The following is an 18,837-nucleotide window of genomic DNA, read 5'->3' on the forward strand; positions in this document are numbered from 1 at the left end:
CCTGAAGTGACCTTCCGATTTGCCTGAAGACGTGCTAGGGGCAGCCGCAACTCTCCCAAGGCGTCCCTTACCGCGAGGCAAATTCATGGCCATTGTGTCCAAAGCCGTTCCCGTTCCCGAACTTGTGCCCGTCAAACGCGCGCTGCTGTCCGTCTTCGACAAGGCCGGTCTGGTCGATTTCGCCAGGGCACTGAGCGAGCGCGGCGTCGAACTGGTGTCGACCGGGGGGTCCTACAAGGCCCTGAAAGAGGCCGGGCTGACCGTTCTGGACATTTCCGAAGTCACCGGCTTTCCGGAAATCATGGACGGGCGGGTCAAGACGCTGCATCCGATGGTTCATGGTGGCCTGCTGTCGATCCGGGACGACGCCGATCATGCGGCCGCCATGCGCGATCATGGCATTGCCGGGATCGATCTCTTCTGCGGCAATCTCTATCCGTTCGAACAGGTGGTTGCCTCCGGTGCGGATTACGCCACCGGGATCGAGAACATCGACATCGGCGGACCGGCCATGACCCGCGCGGCAGCCAAGAACCACGCGTACGTGACCGTGGTCACCGACCCGGCCGATTACGGCACGGTGGTTGCCGAACTCGACGCCAACGGCGGCCAGTCCCCGATCGGGCTGCGCAAGACACTGGCGCTGAAAGCGTTTGCCCGCACGGCGGCCTATGACGCGGCGGTGTCCAACTGGATGGCCGATCAGCTCGGCGAGGCGACCCCGGCGCACCGGGCTGTCGGCGGCGAACTCGCCGAAGTCATGCGCTACGGCGAAAACCCGCATCAGACCGCGGGTTTCTACAAGACCGGCGAAAGCCGGCCCGGGGTTGCCACCGCGAAGCAGGTCCAGGGCAAGACGTTGTCCTACAACAACATCAACGACACGGATGCGGCCTTCGAGCTGGTCAGCGAATTCGATCCCGACCGCACCAGTGCGGTGGCCATCATCAAACACGCCAATCCTTGCGGCGTGGCGGAAGGGGCGACCCTGAAAGAGGCCTATGAAAAGGCCCTGCGCTGCGATCCGGTGTCGGCATTCGGCGGCATCGTCGCGCTGAACCGGCCGCTGGACGCGGCCGCCGCCGAGGAAATCGTCAAGGTTTTCACCGAAGTGATCATCGCGCCCGATGCGGATGACGCCGCGCGCGAAATCATCGCGGCGAAAAAGAACCTGCGCCTGCTGGTCACCGGCGGTCTCGCCGACGCCCGCACGAAAGGGCTGTTCGTCAAATCCGTTGCCGGCGGCCTGCTGGTCCAGTCCCGCGACAACGGTGTCGTCGACGATCTCGACCTGAAGGTGGTGACGAAGCGCGCGCCGAGCGATCAGGAGCTGGCCGATCTGAAATTCGCCTTCCGGATCGCCAAGCACGTCAAGTCGAATGCCATCGTCTATGCGAAGGACGGCGCCACAGTCGGGGTCGGCGCGGGTCAGATGAGCCGTGTCGATTCCGCCCGGATCGCTGCCCGCAAGGCGCTTGACGCAACCGAAGCCGCGGGATTAAGCACGCCGCTGACGAAGGGCTGTGTGGTCGCATCGGACGCCTTCTTCCCCTTCGCCGACGGCTTGCTGTCAGCAGCGGAAGCAGGGGCGACGGCCGTCATTCAGCCGGGGGGCTCGATGCGCGACGACGACGTGATCGCGGCGGCCGACGAGGCGGGTCTGGCCATGGTCATGACCGGGATGCGCCACTTCCGCCACTGATCGGGCATCGGGAGAACGACACCCGCCCTTCTGACGTCATCCCGGGCCGGAGCGCGAGCCGGGATGGCGCAAGAGACTATCACCCTTTATCGGCTCTTCAGTCCCGTTCCTCCCGCACCTTCAACAGCAGAGCCAGACCCAGGGCAAAGAAGACCAGAATGACGGACATGCCGGCCGGCTGGCTGTTGGTGAGGGCCGTGACGACGCCGACGGTGAGCGGTGCCAGGAAGCTGGTGACCTTGCCGGACAACGCCAGCAGACCGAAATACTGGGTCATGTTCCCGGCAGGAGCGAGGCGGATGAGCAGGCTGCGGCAGGCCGCCTGAAGGGGCCCGGAGACCGCGCCGATCACGGCGCCGAGCACGATGAATGTCCGTTCGGGCAGGGACGCCAGCAGCGCTCCGTCCGGGGCGGCCTGGGTCTTGATGACAAAGAAGATGGTGGTCCGGTCGACGGATATCATGCCAAGCCCGCAGATCATCAGGACGATCAGCGAAAACACGATGACGGACTTTGCTCCGAACCTGTCGTCCATCGGTCCGCCGAGCAGCAGTCCGAGCGTGCCGGTGACGGTCAGGATGATGCCGAAGGTGCCGATTTCAAGAGCGCCCCAGCCGAGCTGACCGGCCGCGTAAATGCCACCGAAGGCGAACAGGGCCACCAGGCCGTCCTTGAAGATCATGTTGGCCAGAAGAAACAGGAATATGTTCCGGTTCTCGCGTGCCTCGGACACGCTCACCGCAAGATTTTTCAGACCCGCACGGATGGCCGGACCGATTTTCGCCTGATGAGGCATGTCCGGAACAAACAGAAACATCGGCAACACGAACACGAGATACCAGAGCGCGGACAGAGGCCCGACCGCCCTGTCGCCGCCGCCGGTCGCGGCATTCAGACCGAACGCCGGCTCAAGTCCGAAAAGCGTCCTGCCGGTGTCCGGGTTCGCGGCAAGGAAACCGAGGGCGATCACCAGCGAGACCAGCCCGCTCGCATACCCCATTGCCCAGCCGAAACTCGACAGCCGCCCGATGCGGGACGGCGGCACCAGCCCGGGCATCATGGCATTGTTGAACACCGTCGCGACCTCGATCGAAAAGGTGCCGATCGCGAATGCGGCGAGCGCGATCGCAATCGCGTACGGGCTGCCCGGGACGGCATACCAGAACGCCCAGCAGCACAGCACAAAGGGTAGCGAAAACATCAGGATCCAGCGTTTGCGCCGGCCGGTGGCGTCCGCGACGGATCCCAGCACAGGTGCGGTGAGCGCGATGGCCAGACCGGCGGCGGCGGTGGCATACCCCCAGAGCGACTGGCCCTGTTCCGGCGTTTCCGTCAAGGCGGAGGCAAAATAGGGGGCAAACACGAAGGTCGTCACGAGCGTGAAGAACGGCTGTGCCGCCCAGTCGAACAACGCCCAGGAAAGAACAGCGCGCCTGCCGGCGTGGCCGGCGGAAAGGTCGGTAGTGACGGTCATTGTCGAGCGGTCCTTGCCGGTGCCCATGGCCGGGTGCAGGGTTCTGAGGAGAAGATGGCGCTTCCGTTCGGCCGGACCTTGTCAGGATGAGGCGCCGGTGCGTGGCGAGCGGCCGGAAACCGGAAGTCATGATCACGGACCGGCGGGGCTTCCGCCGGTCCGGTCTGTCCGCGCAAGGCGTCAGGCGGTGCCGCAGATCTCCGCGAGCAGGCTTGCCGCGACCGAGAATTTCGACACGCTCAGGCTGCCGTCGAGAATTTCGGTGACGGACTGATTGGTGCGGCTGACCTTGGATTCGTGTTTTTCCAGCCAGCCGGCAAAGCCACCGTCGCCGACGGCCTCGATCGCGAGTGCCCGGTGTGCGCCGAACAGGGTCGCCCGGGCCCGGTCGAGCGCCAGGCCGTCGTAATAATCCCGCACGTCCAGATCGTTGGCGCGCTCGTGCATGGCGCCGATATGGAAGTGGTGGGCGACTTCGTAATAGGCGGTCGCGGCCGTATCCAGATCCGAAGCCGTCTCTTCGGAGACGATCACGATATCGGGAATGGCGTGTTCCGCCGGAAGCCAGGCGATCCGGCGGGCAAGTGCTTCCGGGACCCCCCTGGAGACGTAGTCCGCCGCCCGCGCGTTCAAGGTGGCAGCCGGTTCTTCGGGAAGAACCGTTTCCAGCCGTCTGCGCAGCGCGGCAACGCCTGAACGGAACCGTTCGACAACCGCGAACAGGCCCTTGTCGAAGGACACGTTGCGCTTGAACCAGACCACCCTTTCGAGCAGCAGGCTCTGGATTTCGGAATAGAGTTCAAGCTGGAGGTTGCCGTCGATCACAGTGTCGAGGGCGTCGATTTCGGCGTTGAGCTCGGTCAGGTCGTAGCTGTTGCGGACCGCGACAAATCCCTGGGCAATTTCCGTCGGTGTCGCGCCGGTCTGGTCGATCAGCCGGGTCAGGAAAGTCGGTCCGCCCCGGTTGATCATGGAGTTCGCGAGCATGGTCGCAATGATCTCGCGGCGCAGCCGGTGGCTGCTGATCTCGTCCTGATGGGACGTTGCCATCTGGTCAGGGAAATACCGGAACAGCTCCCGGGCGAGATAATCGTCGTCCGGTACGGAGCTCTCCAGGAGCGAATCGTAGAGCGTGAGTTTGGCGTAGGCCAGAAGCACGCCCAGTTCGGCGCGTGTCAGGGTCTGGCCGGCCTTGCGCATTTCGTCCAGCGTGGCCTCGTCCGGCAGTTCCTCGACAACCCTGTCCAGCAAGCCGGCCGTTTCCAGCTGGCGCATCATGCGCACCTGGTAGCCGAAATCCTCCATGCCGCGCAGTTGGGTCATGGAAATCGCCAGGGTCTGCAGATAGTTGTTTCTCAGAACCAGTTCGGCGACCTCGTCGGTCATTTCCGCGAGCAGTTCGTTGCGCTGTTCCAGGGTCAGCTTGCCGGACTTCACCGCCGCGCCGAGGGCGATCTTGATGTTGACTTCCATGTCCGAGGAATTCACCCCGGCGGAATTGTCGATCGCATCGGAGTTGCAGCGCCCGCCCTTCTTGCAGAACTCGATCCGGGCCAGCTGGGTCAGGCCGAGATTGGCCCCCTCGCCGATCACTCTGGCGCCGACATCGGGCGCGGTGATGCGGATCGGGTCATTGGCCCGGTCGCCCGCATCGGCGTCGGTTTCCGTGGTGGCGCGGATATAGGTGCCGATGCCGCCGAACCACAGCAGGTCGACCTCCATTTTGAGGATCGCCGTCATGACTTCCTGCGGCGGCGCGCTGGACTTGCGCAGATTGAGGAGGTTCTGGATCTCCGGGGACAGGGGAATGGACTTCAGCTGCCGGGAAAACACGCCGCCGCCCTTGGAGATCAGCTCGGTGTTGTAATCCTTCCAGGACGAGCGGCCCAAGTCGAACAGGCGTTTGCGCTCCTCGAAGGTGGTGGCGGCGTCCGGATCCGGATCGATGAAGATGTCGCGGTGGTCGAAGGCGGCAACCAGCCTGGTCGCCTTCGACAGCAGCATGCCGTTGCCGAAAACGTCTCCGGACATGTCGCCGACGCCGGCCGCGGTAAACGGCTCGCTCTGGATGTCGCGGTTCATCTCGCGGAAATGACGTTTGACGGCTTCCCAGGCACCGCGCGCGGTGATGCCCATTTTCTTGTGGTCGTATCCGGCCGATCCACCGGAGGCAAAGGCGTCGCCCAGCCAGAAATTCCGGCTTTCCGATATGCCGTTGGCGGTATCGGAGAACGTCGCGGTGCCCTTGTCTGCGGCAACGACCAGATAGGGGTCGTCCGAGTCGAACCGCTGGACCCTTTCCGGCGGCAGAACCTTGTCCTCGTCCAGGTTGTCGGTCACGTCGAGCAGTGCGTTGATGAAGATCTTGTAGCTTTCCGTGCCTTCCTTGAACCAGGCGTCGCGATCGCTCATGGGCGGCAGGTTCTTGGGAACAAAGCCGCCCTTGGCACCCACCGGCACGATCACGGCGTTCTTGACCTGCTGGGCCTTGACGAGGCCGAGCACCTCGGTGCGGAAGTCCTGCGGCCGGTCGGACCAGCGCAAGCCGCCGCGGGCGACCATGCCGAAGCGCAGATGCACGCCTTCCACGCGCGGGCTGTAGACAAAAATCTCCCTGAAGGGGCGCGGCCGGGGCAGGTCGTCGATCTCACGGCTGTTTATCTTGAAGGCGAACACCGGCTTCGGCTGGCCATTGCTATCCAGCTGATAGAAATTGGTGCGGAGCACGCTTTCGATCGTGTTCTGGAACCGGCGCAGGATGCGGTCGTCGTCGAGACTGGCGACATCTTCCAGGTTGGCGATGAGTTCGCCTTCGAGCCGCTCGGTGCCCAGGTCCCGGTCCTTTTCGGTCAGGTCGGGATTGAAGCGCAGGTGAAACAGTTCAACAAGCTTGGCGGCGATGGCCGGGTAGTTGTTCAGTGTCGACCACATGTAGTCTTCGGAGAAGCGGATGCCTGCCTGGCGCAGATATTTCGACAGCGCCCGGATGACCGCGACGTCGCGCCAGGCGAGATCCGCGGTCAGGACAAGGCGGTTGTAGCCGTCATCCTCGGCCTGTCCGGTCCAGACCGCCATGAACATGCTTTCAAGGCGGGTCTTGAGCTGATCGCTGACGACGAAGTCCTCACCGCCGCGCGCCTCGAGGGTCATCTCGTGAAGATAGGACAGCGGCGCGTCCGCCGGCGTTATCCGGTAGGTCCGCTCGTTGATCACCCGGAAACCCATGTTTTCCAGCATCGGCACGCGGGCGGACAGCGGGATCGGTGCGCCGCGGTGATAGACCTTGAGGGACAGGCGGTTTTCCTTCGCGCCGTCCAGCCGGTGGAAGGTGATGGTGGTGTCGCTCGGACCTGTCAGGGTTTCCAGCTTGGAAATGTCGGAAACCGCCGACTGGGCGTTGTAGACTTCCTTGTAACCGCCGTGGAAGGACAGGGCATAGCGGTCCGCCAGCTTGCGGGCCTGCGGTGGCGACAGCTTTTTCCTCAAGGCATCGCGCACGCTGTCGGACCAGGTGCGCACCATTTCGGCGACGGCGGCTTCCAGTTCCTCCTGCCCCGGCTGGGGCGTCTCGCCCTTGTCGCGGCCGATGATGTAATGCACCCGCGCCAGCGGTCCTTCGGGATAGGTCACGTACCAGGCGGACACGCGGCCCTCGTAGATGGCTGCCAGATAGGTCCCGACATTCAGGCGGACTTCGGTGGAATAGCGATCGCGCGGCACGAACACGAGGATCGAGACGTAACGGTCGAACTTGTCCGGCCGTGACAGCACGCGGATGCGCGGGCGTTCGTCGAGTTGCAGGATGGCAATGGCAAAATCGTAGAGCCGGTCCCGGTCGATCTGGATCAGCTCATCGCGCGGGAAGGCTTCCAGCACGTTGCGCAGGGCCCGTCCGGAATGGCTTTCGGAGCCGTAGCCCGCGCGGGCGAGGACGCTTGCGACCTTGCGGCGCAGAAACGGGATCGTGCTCGTCGGTTCGGTATAGGCGGTCGAGGCGAACAGGCCGACAATGCGCAATTCGCCGATCAGGTTGCCGTTGTCGTCGTAAAGCTTGGCGCCGACGTAATCCATATGCACCCGGCGGTGCACGGTGCTCTTCACATTGGCCTTGGCGATGATCAGCGGTTCGGGTTTTTTCAGGAACTCGCGGATCTCGGGCGTGATCTGCACGAATTCCGAACCGCGCCGGAGCACCCGTACATCCGGGTCCGTGAGCAGACCGAGGCCGGTGCCCGCGTGCGGGGAGAGCTCGCCTTCCTCGATGCCGCCGTCGAACGTGTATTCGCGCATGCCGAGGAAAATGAAGTTGTCGTTCTCCATCCACTCCAGAAAATGGATCGCTTCCCACAATTCGTCGCTGCTGTCGGGGATCTGGGTCGTCTTGTAGGTGTCGATGGCTTCGGCCAGCCGTTCCTGCATCGGCTTGAAATCGGTCACCACGGCGCGGACGTCGTCGAGGACCTTGTCCAGCTTGGCCTTCAGCGCCGTGCGCTCTTCTTCCGAATCGATCCTGGTCACGTGGATGTGGATCAGGCTTTCCTGGCGGTCTGTGCGTTTCGGCGGTTTCTTGTGCGCGGTGGCGGCGATCAGCTTGCCGTCTTTCTGGCGCTCGACGATGAAGATCGGGTGGAGGACCAGATGCACCTCGTACTTGCTGCCCTGCAGTTCATCCATGACGGAGTCGACCAGGAAGGGCATGTTGTCATTGACGACCTCTATGACCGTCAGCCCGTTGACCTTCTTGCCCTCGGCCTGAAAGGACGGTTCTCCGATGCTGACGCGGTGCGTGCCGAGATCGTGGTCCTGGAAGTCCTGCCAGGCATGCCGCGCGAAGCCGATCAGTTCCTCGGCCGAATAGGTCACCAGGTCTTCCGCGGCGCCCCGGTCATAAAAGGCGCGGGAGAATTCGGCGAGGGCCGGATCTTCCTGTTCCAAGAGCGCTTGGACCGCGTCGATGAGTTTCTTTTTCTCGACGTCGTGTTTGTCCGGCATTTTCCATCCCCCTGGGCGGTCGTATGGTTTGGCTCTGTCGCGATCTGGTTTTTAGACTTATGGTCATATGTCGCCGACATAAAAGGTTTCATGACGGGAGGAACAAATTGTCAAGTAAAGTCACGGCCTTGCAAATCGATTCAATTGAAACATTAAGTGAAAAAACACAGGCGTATTTCGATGTGTGCGAGGAGAAGCTGGGTCTGGTGCCCAACGTTCTCAAAGCCTACTCCTTCGATGAAACGAAACTGCGTGCCTTCACGGACATGTATAACGACCTCATGCTGGCCGATAGCGGGCTTGACAAACTCGAGAGGGAGATGATTGCCGTTGCGGTATCTGCGGTCAACCGCTGTTTTTATTGTCTGACCGCCCATGGCGCCGCGGTGCGCGAACTTTCCGGCGATCCGGTGCTCGGCGAATTGATGGTGATGAACTACCGCGTGGCGGATTTGTCCGGCCGGCAGCGGGCCATGCTCGATTTCGCCGTCAAGCTGACGGAGAGACCGGCGGAAATCGTGGAAAGCGACCGGCAGGCGCTGCGGGACGCGGGTTTCACCGACCGCGACATCTGGGACATTGCCTCGGTGGCAGCCTTCTTCAACATGACCAACAGGGTCGCCGCCGCATCCGACATGCGTCCGAATGATGAGTATCACTCAAGGGCCCGTTGAGGTCTTGGTGGCGGACAATGCGGTGACAAGCCCGCTGTTTGGGTGTATGACGCTTGCGTTTTGACAAGGAGAGGAGCGGGCCATGGCCGCGCGCGTATTCATAGATGGTGAAGCCGGAACGACGGGTCTGCAGATCCGCGAACGCCTCGCCATGCGCCGCGACCTGGAGCTGATCTCCATCCCGGAGGAAAGCCGCAAGGACCCGGCCGCCCGCGCCGACTATCTCAACAGGGCCGACGTCGCCATCCTGTGCCTGCCCGACGCGGCGGCCAGGGAAAGTGTCGCCCTGATCGAGAATGACACCACCCGGGTGATCGATGCGTCCAGCGCGCACCGGATCGCCGAGGGCTGGGCCTACGGATTCGCCGAGATGGACGTCGACCAGGGCGACATCATCGCCGCCGCCATGCGGGTGGCCAATCCGGGGTGCTGGCCCCAGGGGCTGATCGCCTCCGTGCGTCCGCTGATCGCGGCAGGTCTGCTGCCGGCAGATGTCAACGTGAGCTATCACGGCATTTCCGGGTATTCCGGAGGCGGCAAGGGCATGATCGCCGACTACGAGGCCGCGGGAAACGCCGCCAACGTGTTCGCGCCCTACGCACTCGGCTTCAATCACAAGCATCTGCCGGAAATGACCGAATACACGCTGCTCGAGGCAGCGCCGCTGTTCACGCCGACCGTCGGGAATTACTACAAGGGCATGCTGACGGTGGTGCCGCTGAATCTGGCCGGTCTTGCGAGCGTGCCGACCGGCGCGCAGTTGCATGCGGCGATCGCCGATCATTTCGCGGCCAGCAGCGACAGTTTCGTCGAGGTCGCACCGCTGCAGGATCTGGAACGCGCGGACGAGCTCGATCCGCAGGCGCTCAACGACACCAACAAGCTGCGCCTGCATGTCTTTGCCAACGATGCGCGCGCGCAAGCCGCGATCCTTGCGGTCTACGACAACCTGGGCAAGGGCGCATCGGGCGCTGCGGTCCAGAACCTCAATCTGATGCTCGGTGTCGACCAGACGACCAGCCTTGCGGCTTGAGAAAACGCTTTCAGGAGAAAAAAATGGAAAAATTCGAAACCCTGACCGGCGTCGCGGCGCCGCTGCCGATCGTGAACATCGACACGGACATGATCATTCCCAAGCAGTTCCTGAAGACGATCAAGCGGACCGGTCTGGGATCGGCCCTGTTCCACGAGATGCGCACCAATGACGACGGCTCGGAAAACACGGATTTCATCCTGAACAAGCCGGCTTACCGGAATGCGAAGATTGTGATCGCGGGCGACAATTTCGGCTGTGGATCCTCCCGCGAGCATGCCCCCTGGGCGTTGCTCGACTTCGGCATCCGTTGTGTGATCTCGACCTCATTCGCCGACATCTTCTACAACAACTGTTTCAAGAACGGCATCCTGCCGATCCAGGTGTCCGAGGACGAGCTGGACACGCTGATGCATGCGTCCGAGCGCGGCGCCAACTTCACGCTGACCATCGATCTGGAAAAGCAGGAAATCCAGGGCCTGGAAAGCGGCGACATCGCCTTCAAGATCGATGCGTTCCGCAAGCACTGCCTGATGAACGGTCTCGACGACATCGGCCTGACCATGGCCAAGGAAGGCCAGATCGATACCTTCGAGGGCAAGATGGGTGAAAGCCGTCCCTGGGTCTGAGACGGGATCTATCGCTTGAACAGACTGGGCTGCCCGGTATCTGAACCGGGCGCTTGCGCCCGGCGGTGCCGATCCGGATTGACGTCATCATTTCAGGACTTGTCGTCGTTCCGGACCCGTCGTTCGGCGTTGATCTGTTCCAGTTCCGCCATTTTGTCGCCGATGGGCTTGAGCGCCGCGACCGTGTTGCGGAAATTGCTGGCGCGCTGGTCGAGGAGGCGTTGGGCGAGCTCCGGATATTCCTGGATCATGCGCTTGAAGAGCGCGCGGCGGATGCGGATGATGCGCACGGCTTCCGTCGCCTCGGCCCGGCAGGGCCGCCTGTTTTCGGCCAGAAGGGCGGTCTCGCCCAGCAGCGTGCCCGGGCCGACCCGGTCGACTTCGACAAATCCGTCAGCGCTCCTGGTCTGAAGGCTGACCATGCCACTGGTGATGACGAGACCGCCGTCGGCACGGTCGTCCTGATCGAACAGGCGTTGTCCGCGGCTGTAATCCATGCTTTCGGCGCTGAAGGCGAGCAGCCGGAGCTGATCGTCCTGGAAGTCCGAAAGCATCGGGATTTGATTGAGAATCGCAATGTCTTGGGCAAGGCTCATGCCGAAGATTTACGCCGATTACCCGTTACGGCACAAGCTTATATCCACCGGCTTCCGTGACAAGAAGCTCCGCGTTGGACGGGTCCCGCTCGATTTTCTGCCGCAGGCGGTAGATGTGAGTTTCCAGCGTGTGCGTGGTGACACCGGAATTGTAGCCCCAGACCTCGTGCAGCAGCACGTCGCGGGTGACCGGTTTTTCGCCGGCGCGATAAAGAAACTTCAGGATTGAGGTTTCCTTCTCCGTCAGGCGCACCTTGGCCCCGGCATCGTCCTGCATCACCTTGGCGGCCGGACGGAAGGAATAGCGGCCGATGGCGAAGGTGGCGTCCTCGCTCTGTTCATGCTGGCGCAGATGCGCACGCACGCGGGCAAGCAGCACGGCGAACTTGAACGGCTTGGTGACATAATCATTGGCGCCGGCTTCCAGCCCCAGGATCGTGTCGCTGTCGCCGTCATGACCGGTCAGCATGATGATCGGTGCCTTGAACCCGGCCTTGCGCAGCAGCTTCACCGCTTCGCGGCCGTCGATGTCCGGCAGTCCCACATCCATGAGCAGAAGGTCGACATGCTCGTCCTTGGCCATGGCGATGCCTGTGGTCGCGCTGTCGGCCTGGATGGTTTCGAACTCGTCGTACAACGAGAGTTGTTCCACCAGTGCTTCGCGCAGTTCGCTATCGTCGTCGACAATCAAGATCGTGCGGGCGGTCATCGTCGCGGTCCTTGCCAGAATCTTCAAAAACAATCACGTCAACTTGTGCAAATGACACAAGAGTGTTCCTTTCCCCTATGTGCGCGTGAAATTGTCGCCATACAAGCTGCGTTGCGTCAATTCTTCTTCACGCGCGGGTCAGGGCCGGTTTATCAGGACCTTCAGCGCAGTGCAGGGCAAGGATCGGGGCCGTCATGGGACATGTCAGAAAAACGGCGGAGACGCTCGACGTTCGCGCATTGGTCCGTGACCGGACAAAGGGCATTTTGCGGCTTGGACCGATCACGGTTCCGTGTGCGCTGGGGAGGTCGGGCATCGTCGTCCGCAAGCGCGAAGGCGACGGCGGCACGCCGGCGGGCCGTTTCCGGCTGCTGAATGTCTGCTATCGCCCGGACCGGGGGTTGCCGCCGGCCACACTGCTGCCGGTCAAACCGCTCACGGAACGCTCCGGCTGGTGCGACGATCCGGCAAGTCCCCGCTACAACCGGCCTGTCGAACGTCCTTTCGGTGCCAGCCATGAAACAATGTGGCGGGACGACCGGTTGTACGATGTTGTTGTCATTCTCGACTGCAACATGGCTCCGGCGGTGAAGGGCAGAGGCAGCGCAATCTTCTTTCACATCGCCCGCGAGGACTACCGCCCGACCGAAGGCTGCGTCGCCGTTGCGCCGGCGCACATGCGGCTGATCCTGTCCCGGATCGGTGCCGCCGCCGACATGGTGATCAGCGCCTGACGGGTCTTGCGCTCGGTCTATTCGGCGGCCTGCGGCCGGTAGATGATGAAGGAGCCGCTTGTCCGCACGGTTGTGCGCGTACCGCCGTCCTCGTTGATGTCCGCTGTCCTGACATGGAACCTGTTGCGCTGGACATTGTGCGCGTCGTCCTGGGGGTTGAGGGCGTCGTTGACATTGCATTCCAGAAAGGTCGCGTGCCCGTTGGCATCGATGCTTTCCAGAATGGCCGTGTGGCGCGGAGCGCCCCGGCTGCCTTCGAACCAGCTGCCGTCGGAATGCTCGACGCGATAGGTGAACCGGCTGAACTGGAAAACGTCGCCGGGCCTGGCACTGCCGAGCTGGTCGATCACGCGGCCCCAGGCGTAGATTGCCGCCGGCTTGTGGAAGCCGAGATGCTGGAAACCGTTGTTGACGAGGGTCCAGCATTCGCCATTGCCTTCGACCCGGCCGAGCCGCGCAGTGGCATAGGAAATCAGGCGTTGCGCCTGTTGTTCACTGATATCGGGCACATTCAAGATCCTTCTGTGCTGAATCACGCGGCTGAAGATAGGCGCGGTTTCGACCGGGCGATGTAACCGGCATCACATTCTTGTGATATTCCGTTTCGCGATGGCGCCGCGCGCGTTCACTCCAATGATCATCGCAGGATTGGGCCTTGCGGTCGCCGTCTGCTAAGAGATGCAATCGAAGCCCGGCAGGGCGGAACCAATGAAGCGGAGAAGACCATGCGCTGGAAAGGCCGCCGCGGCAGCAGCAATATCGATGACAGACGTTCGAGGGGCGGGCGCATGCGGATCCCTTCAGGACGCCGTGCCCGTGCCGGCGGCGGTCTCGGTCTGGCCGGAATTGTGGTGGTGCTCGGCATCGCCTGGCTGACGGGTGTCAATCCGCTGACCCTGCTGAGCCAGCTTGATGGCGGTGGAAGCTACCAGACTGTGCCTTCCCGGAGCCAGGCGCCGCAAACGGCGGCCGATGACGAGACCTCCCGGTTCGTGTCCGTGGTCCTGGCCGACACCGAAAACACCTGGGGCGAGATCTTCCGGCAGGGCGGGGGCAGCTATCCCGAGCCGACGCTGGTGCTGTTTTCCGGGTCCGTCTCCTCGGCCTGTGGCCACGCAAGTGCCGCCACCGGACCGTTCTACTGCGGTGCCGACAGCAAGCTCTACATTGATCTCAGTTTCTATCAGCAGCTGGCCTCGCAGCTGAACGCGCCCGGCGACTTCGCCCAGGCTTATGTGCTGGCCCATGAGGTCGGTCACCATATTCAGAACGTGCTGGGCATCCTGCCGGAATTTCACAAGGCCAGGCGATCCATGAGCAAGGCGGAGGGCAATGCCCTGTCCGTGCGCGTCGAACTGCAGGCGGACTGTTTTGCGGGCATCTGGGCGCATTACGCGGCCCGCCAGCGCGGCTTCGTCGAAGACGGTGACATCGAGGAAGCGCTCAACGCCGCCAGCAAGATCGGCGATGACACGTTGCAGCGGCAGGCGCAGGGCTATGTTGTGCCGGAAAGCTTCAACCACGGCACCTCCGCGCAGCGGGCAAGATGGTTCCGGGAGGGCTTCCGGTCCGGCAGCATGGATGCGTGTGACACGTTCAATGCCCGGGACCTGTGAGCCGGATGCCTGCTTTCAGGCTGGGTTCGCGGGATCATGAATGAGTCTGGGAGCGCCGGCTCGTTTACGCAGATCTGACGAAAACGCCTGTCCCACTGGTAATTAACAGCATTTTCCGCCATATAGTGCCAATGTCCGCAAGATGGCGGACCTGTTTTCTCAAGCTTGAAAAAAGTGCATTCGGCATGGCGTCTGAAACCAGACCCTTTTTGAAGATGAACGGCCTTGGCAACGATTTCGTGGTCTGGGACGCGCGGGAGAAACCGCTGCGTCTGACAGGCGAGGTCATCGCGACCCTCGGCGACCGGACGACCGGCATCGGCTTCGATCAGATGATCACCGTGGAACGGTCTTCTCTCGGCGTCGACGCCTTCATGCGCATTCACAATCAGAATGGCGGCGAGGTCGATGCCTGCGGCAACGCCACGCGCTGCGTCGGCCGCCTGCTGATGGAAGAAGTCGGCAAGGATCTGGTGACCATCGAGACCGGCGCGGGGCTTCTTCATGCTTTCGCGGCGGACGGCGCACGCACCGTCACGGTCGACATGGGCGCACCGAAGCTGGACTGGCAGGACATTCCGCTTGCCGAGGAATTCGCCGACACGCGGGCGATCGAGTTGCAGATCGGGCCGATCGACGATCCGATCCTGCACACGCCTGCCGCGGTCAGCATGGGCAATCCGCATGCGATCTTCTGGGTCGACGACATCGAGGCCTATGACCTGGAACGCGTGGGCCCGCTGCTGGAACACCATCCGGTGTTTCCGGAAGGCGCCAATATCTCGCTTGCGCATGTGTTCGACGGGAACCAGATCCGGTTGAAGGTCTGGGAACGCGGGGTCGGTCTGACGCTGGCCTGTGGTACAGCGGCCTGTGCGGTCGGCGTGGCCGCGGCACGGGATGGCAAGACCAGCCGCAAGACGACCATTCATCTGCCCGGCGGGCCGCTCGCCATCGAGTGGCGCGAAAGCGACGGGCATGTGCTGATGACCGGCCCCACCGAAATCGAATTCGAGGGCGAGGTCGATCTGGACACGCTGGACTGGCGCAGGACCAATACCGGCGACATGGCGCCGGAGGCAGAGGCCGCTTCATGAGCGTCGATGTGGTGACCTTCGGTTGCCGGCTCAACTCCTACGAGTCGGAGGTGATGAAACGCGAGGCGGAGGCCGCGGGTCTTCAGGACGCGATCCTGATCAACACCTGCGCGGTGACCAATGAGGCCGTGCGCCAGGCACGCCAGGCGGTGCGGAAAGCCAAGCGCGACAATCCGGATGCCCGCGTGATCGTCACCGGCTGCGCCGCCCAGACCGAGGCCGAAACGTTTTCGGCGATGGACGAGGTCGACCTGGTGCTCGGCAACACGGAGAAACTGGAGCGCAAATCCTATTCCGACGTCGCTGCCTTCGGCCTTTCCGACACCGAGAAGGTGCGGGTCAACGACATCATGAGTGTCGAGGAGACGGCCGGCCATCTGATCGACGGGCTGACCGGTCGCGCGCGGGCGTTCGTCCAGGTCCAGAACGGCTGCGACCACCGCTGCACCTTCTGCATCATCCCCTACGGCCGCGGGAATTCCCGGTCCGTGCCGATGGGGGTGGTGATCGACCAGATCAAGCGGCTCACCGCCAACGGCTACAACGAAATCGTCCTGACCGGCGTTGACATCACCTCCTACGGGGCGGATCTGCCGGGGGCGCCGAAGCTCGGCACCCTGAGCGCGAAGATCCTGAAAATGGTGCCCGACCTGAAGCGGCTGCGCCTGTCTTCCATCGATTCCATCGAGGCCGACGACGACCTGATGCGGGTCATCGCCGAAGACGAACGGCTGATGCCGCATTTCCATCTGTCTCTGCAGGCCGGTGACGACATGATCCTGAAGCGGATGAAACGGCGGCACCTGAGGGCCGACACGATCCAATTCTGCGAGGAGGTCCGGCGGATGCGGCCGGAGGTGGTTTTCGGCGCGGACATCATCGCCGGATTCCCGACCGAGACCGAAGAGATGTTCGAAAATTCTCTGAAGATCATCGACGAATGCGGCCTCACCCATCTGCATGTCTTTCCGTTTTCGCCGCGCCCGGGCACCCCGGCGGCACGCATGCCGCAATTGCCGCGTGCCCTGATCAAGGAACGCGGGGCCCGGCTTCGCGCCAAGGGACAGGACGCCCTGGTCCGGCACCTGGCGGCGGAGGCCGGCAAGACCCGGCCCGTGCTGATCGAAAAGGAAGGTCTCGGCCGGACGGAGCAGTTCACCCAGGTCGAACTGGACGGCGGCGTTGCCGGAGAGATTGTCGAAACCAGAATTATCGGCCATACCGGCCGGCACCTTCTGGGCGAAGCGCTTTCACGGGTGGCTTGAGGGGATCCGGATCGGTCGGTGAATGGCGCCGGACAGATCCGGATGCTATCACAGGCTGTGGCCGGGTCTGGTGCCTCTTCGTTTCGGCGGATCGGACAGATGATGTCAGACAGAAATTCTAGGGCGGGTTCATGAGCGAAAAAAAACGCGGGTTTCTCGGACGGCTGTTCGGGGGCAAGGACGCGCCGGAGCACCAGCCGGATCCTGCGGAGCAGGCTGACACGCAATCCGCTGCGCCCGATGCCGAAGCCTTGTCGGGCGACGAGGCTCCGGGCATCGAGATGGAGGTCGAGCCGGTTGCGGCCATGAGCGCGACGGTGCAGCCGCTGGAAGCTGCCAGCGGCCCCGATCTCGTTGACGGGTTCGCACCGCCGCGGATGCCGGACGTGCCCTTTGACGAGATGTCGACGGATCTTGCTCCGGAACCGGAGATCGCGGAGCAGCCCCGGCCGGAATCTGCGGTTTCGCCGGATCCTTTGCCCGAGCCGGTCCCCGCTGCCGATGAACCGAAGGCGAGCTGGTTTCAGCGGCTCAAACACGGCTTGTCGCGATCCTCGGCCTCGCTGACCGAGGGCATTTCCTCGATCTTCACCAAGCGCAAGCTGGACGCCTCCATGCTGGAAGAGCTGGAGGATATCCTGATCCAGGCGGATCTCGGCGTCGACACGGCGATGGCGATCACCGAGCGCCTGTCCGACGGCCGCTACAACAAGGAAATTTCGCCGGAGGAAGTCCGGGCGATCCTGTCCGAAGAGGTCGAAAAGGTGCTGGAACCGGTTGCCAGACCGCTCGACCTCGATACCGGCAACAAGCCGCATGTGGTGCTGATGATCGGTGTCAACGGCACCGGAAAGACCACCACCATCGGCAAGCTGTCCCAGAAGCTGCATTCGGAAGGCAAGACCGTCATGCTTGCCGCCGGAGATACCTTCAGGGCCGCGGCCGTCGAGCAGTTGAAGATCTGGGGTGAGCGCACCGGTGCCGAAGTCATCGCAGGGGACACGGGCGCGGATGCCGCCGGCCTGACCTTCGATGCCATGAAGGCCGCGAAGGACAAGGCGGTTGACGTCCTCCTGATCGACACGGCCGGCAGGCTTCAGAACAAGGCCGAGCTGATGGACGAGCTGGAAAAGGTCATCCGCGTGATCAGGAAACACGATCCGGACGCGCCGCACACGGTTCTCCTGACCCTGGACGCCACCACCGGCCAGAATGCGCTCAACCAGGTGGAAATTTTCGGCAAGGTCGCCGGGGTCACCGGTCTGGTGATGACAAAGCTGGACGGCACCGCGCGGGGCGGCATTCTGGTCGCGATTGCCGCCAAACACGGTCTGCCGGTGCATTTCATCGGTGTCGGCGAAGGGGTTGCCGACCTGGAACCGTTCTCGGCCGGCGACTTCGCCAGGGCAATCGCGGGACTGGCCTGACATCAGCCCCGTTAATCGGTGTTGCCATAGCAATCAGACAGCATGGTCTTTCTGCCGATTGCAAATGCACTGCGCGCGAGAGACTTGCTCCTGGGTCGCGAGTTGGCGTGGTCTTGACTGGTCGGACTGTCGGATTTTCCCGTGATCTGGCATGACCGTCGGTCGTGCTGGTCAGGTCTTTACCTGCCGTTCCCGGAAAGCGGCTGCCTTGGCGCGGTTGCCGCAGATTTTCATGTCACACCAACGCCGTTTCTTGTTCTTGGTCAGATCGACGAACCACATCGTGCAGGTCTCGCCCGCACAGTTTCGGGTGTCGTTCAGGCGGGCAACCGAAACGAATTCCGCGATATTCAGGGCGAGCAGGGCGAGCAGATCCTCGGGACTATCGAAGGCGAAAGAACCCGAGAGTTCGGGGCGGTTTTTGCGTTCATCATCGCCGGGCGATGCCGGGTGGAGCCGGAATACGTGAACCGCCTTGCCCAGGAAACCGTTTATCCGGTTGAAATCGTCGTCGTCCAGTGACCACTCATTGAATTCGCTTTGCCGTATCAGGAATGTACGGAACCATTCGCGCAGTGCAATGGCCTGCCGGGCAACCGTGTCGAGATCTGTTCGAGCGAAGTTTTTCCGGCATTTGTCCGCTTGATCTTGCGCCATCAATCCGGATGCCGCCAACCAGTCGAGCAGACATTCCCCAGTGGCGAGCCATTCGATTTCCTCGCCAAACGGTGCTCCGACCGAATTCAGGAAATCGAGCGCCGGATGATCGGCAATCAGCATTGGTGGAAGGGTTTGAACTGTCGTCATCCGCTGTTCCTGGGGGCGCTCACAGGAATTTGAAACCGTTATTATTCTAATTTGATGGTTACTGCAATTGCATGTAACCGTC

Annotated in this window: 15 protein-coding genes; 9 read left to right on the forward strand and 6 right to left on the reverse strand. The window is 62.7% G+C overall.

Features of this window, described 5'->3' with window-relative positions; genetic code table 11:
* Positions 1 to 85 precede the first annotated feature (85 nt).
* Complete coding sequence (purH, locus tag WNZ15_RS13200) at positions 86 to 1,702, forward strand: bifunctional phosphoribosylaminoimidazolecarboxamide formyltransferase/IMP cyclohydrolase (protein WP_342893447.1); 1,617 nt, start codon at positions 86 to 88, stop codon at positions 1,700 to 1,702.
* Positions 1,703 to 1,799: 97 nt separating this feature from the next.
* Here the strand turns inward: purH and WNZ15_RS13205 are convergent, their stop codons facing one another.
* Complete coding sequence (locus WNZ15_RS13205; protein WP_342893448.1) at positions 1,800 to 3,176, reverse strand: MFS transporter; 1,377 nt, start codon at positions 3,174 to 3,176, stop codon at positions 1,800 to 1,802.
* Between the two features lie 180 nt (positions 3,177 to 3,356).
* The gene (locus WNZ15_RS13210; RefSeq protein WP_342893449.1) at positions 3,357 to 8,168 is read right to left on the reverse strand and encodes an NAD-glutamate dehydrogenase; all 4,812 of its coding nucleotides are present in this window, start codon (positions 8,166 to 8,168) and stop codon (positions 3,357 to 3,359) included.
* A 107-nt stretch (positions 8,169 to 8,275) separates the two neighbouring features.
* On the opposite strand from WNZ15_RS13210, the gene WNZ15_RS13215 reads away from it, so the two are divergent.
* The 3 genes from WNZ15_RS13215 (at position 8,276) to leuD (ending at position 10,504) form a co-directional block, all read left to right on the forward strand.
* On the forward strand, positions 8,276 to 8,842 hold the full coding sequence (locus WNZ15_RS13215) for a peroxidase-related enzyme (RefSeq protein ID WP_342893450.1): 567 nt from the start codon (positions 8,276 to 8,278) through the stop codon (positions 8,840 to 8,842).
* An 82-nt stretch (positions 8,843 to 8,924) separates the two neighbouring features.
* Complete coding sequence (gene argC / locus WNZ15_RS13220) at positions 8,925 to 9,875, forward strand: N-acetyl-gamma-glutamyl-phosphate reductase (RefSeq protein WP_342893451.1); 951 nt, start codon at positions 8,925 to 8,927, stop codon at positions 9,873 to 9,875.
* A gap of 23 nt (positions 9,876 to 9,898) precedes the next feature.
* Positions 9,899 to 10,504: a 3-isopropylmalate dehydratase small subunit gene (leuD, locus tag WNZ15_RS13225; RefSeq protein WP_342893452.1), complete on the forward strand. Its 606-nt coding sequence runs from the start codon at positions 9,899 to 9,901 to the stop codon at positions 10,502 to 10,504.
* Positions 10,505 to 10,596: 92 nt separating this feature from the next.
* Here the strand turns inward: leuD and WNZ15_RS13230 are convergent, their stop codons facing one another.
* Both WNZ15_RS13230 and WNZ15_RS13235 read right to left on the reverse strand, forming a co-directional pair.
* The gene (locus WNZ15_RS13230) at positions 10,597 to 11,100 is read right to left on the reverse strand and encodes a cyclic nucleotide-binding domain-containing protein (RefSeq protein WP_342893453.1); all 504 of its coding nucleotides are present in this window, start codon (positions 11,098 to 11,100) and stop codon (positions 10,597 to 10,599) included.
* Between the two features lie 25 nt (positions 11,101 to 11,125).
* Positions 11,126 to 11,809, reverse strand: a complete 684-nt coding sequence (locus tag WNZ15_RS13235) for a response regulator transcription factor (protein ID WP_342893454.1) — start codon at positions 11,807 to 11,809, stop codon at positions 11,126 to 11,128.
* 194 nt (positions 11,810 to 12,003) lie between these two features.
* On the opposite strand from WNZ15_RS13235, the gene WNZ15_RS13240 reads away from it, so the two are divergent.
* Positions 12,004 to 12,543 (forward strand): L,D-transpeptidase family protein, encoded by a 540-nt coding sequence (locus WNZ15_RS13240; RefSeq protein ID WP_342893455.1) that lies wholly within the window; start codon positions 12,004 to 12,006, stop codon positions 12,541 to 12,543.
* A 17-nt stretch (positions 12,544 to 12,560) separates the two neighbouring features.
* On the opposite strand, the gene WNZ15_RS13245 is transcribed toward WNZ15_RS13240, so the two are convergent.
* Entirely contained in the window at positions 12,561 to 13,052 is a 492-nt protein-coding gene (locus WNZ15_RS13245) for a hypothetical protein (RefSeq protein WP_342893456.1), read from the reverse strand.
* Between the two features lie 216 nt (positions 13,053 to 13,268).
* On the opposite strand from WNZ15_RS13245, the gene WNZ15_RS13250 reads away from it, so the two are divergent.
* The 4 genes from WNZ15_RS13250 to ftsY all read left to right on the forward strand — a co-directional run bounded on the left by WNZ15_RS13250 (position 13,269) and on the right by ftsY (position 17,948).
* The gene (locus tag WNZ15_RS13250) at positions 13,269 to 14,159 is read left to right on the forward strand and encodes a neutral zinc metallopeptidase (protein ID WP_342893457.1); all 891 of its coding nucleotides are present in this window, start codon (positions 13,269 to 13,271) and stop codon (positions 14,157 to 14,159) included.
* Positions 14,160 to 14,344: 185 nt separating this feature from the next.
* Complete coding sequence (gene dapF / locus WNZ15_RS13255) at positions 14,345 to 15,256, forward strand: diaminopimelate epimerase (RefSeq protein ID WP_342893458.1); 912 nt, start codon at positions 14,345 to 14,347, stop codon at positions 15,254 to 15,256.
* On the forward strand, positions 15,253 to 16,521 hold the full coding sequence (gene mtaB / locus WNZ15_RS13260) for a tRNA (N(6)-L-threonylcarbamoyladenosine(37)-C(2))-methylthiotransferase MtaB (protein WP_342893459.1): 1,269 nt from the start codon (positions 15,253 to 15,255) through the stop codon (positions 16,519 to 16,521). Before dapF ends, mtaB begins: the two co-directional genes overlap by 4 nt.
* Positions 16,522 to 16,652: 131 nt before the next feature.
* Positions 16,653 to 17,948: a signal recognition particle-docking protein FtsY gene (gene ftsY, locus WNZ15_RS13265; protein WP_342893460.1), complete on the forward strand. Its 1,296-nt coding sequence runs from the start codon at positions 16,653 to 16,655 to the stop codon at positions 17,946 to 17,948.
* A gap of 171 nt (positions 17,949 to 18,119) precedes the next feature.
* On the opposite strand, the gene WNZ15_RS13270 is transcribed toward ftsY, so the two are convergent.
* Positions 18,120 to 18,755 (reverse strand): CGNR zinc finger domain-containing protein, encoded by a 636-nt coding sequence (locus WNZ15_RS13270; RefSeq protein WP_342893461.1) that lies wholly within the window; start codon positions 18,753 to 18,755, stop codon positions 18,120 to 18,122.
* Positions 18,756 to 18,837: the final 82 nt, after the last annotated feature.

It is taken from the genome of Roseibium sp. AS2 (assembly GCF_038900065.1).
In the GTDB taxonomy this organism is placed as follows: Bacteria; Pseudomonadota; Alphaproteobacteria; order Rhizobiales; family Stappiaceae; genus Roseibium.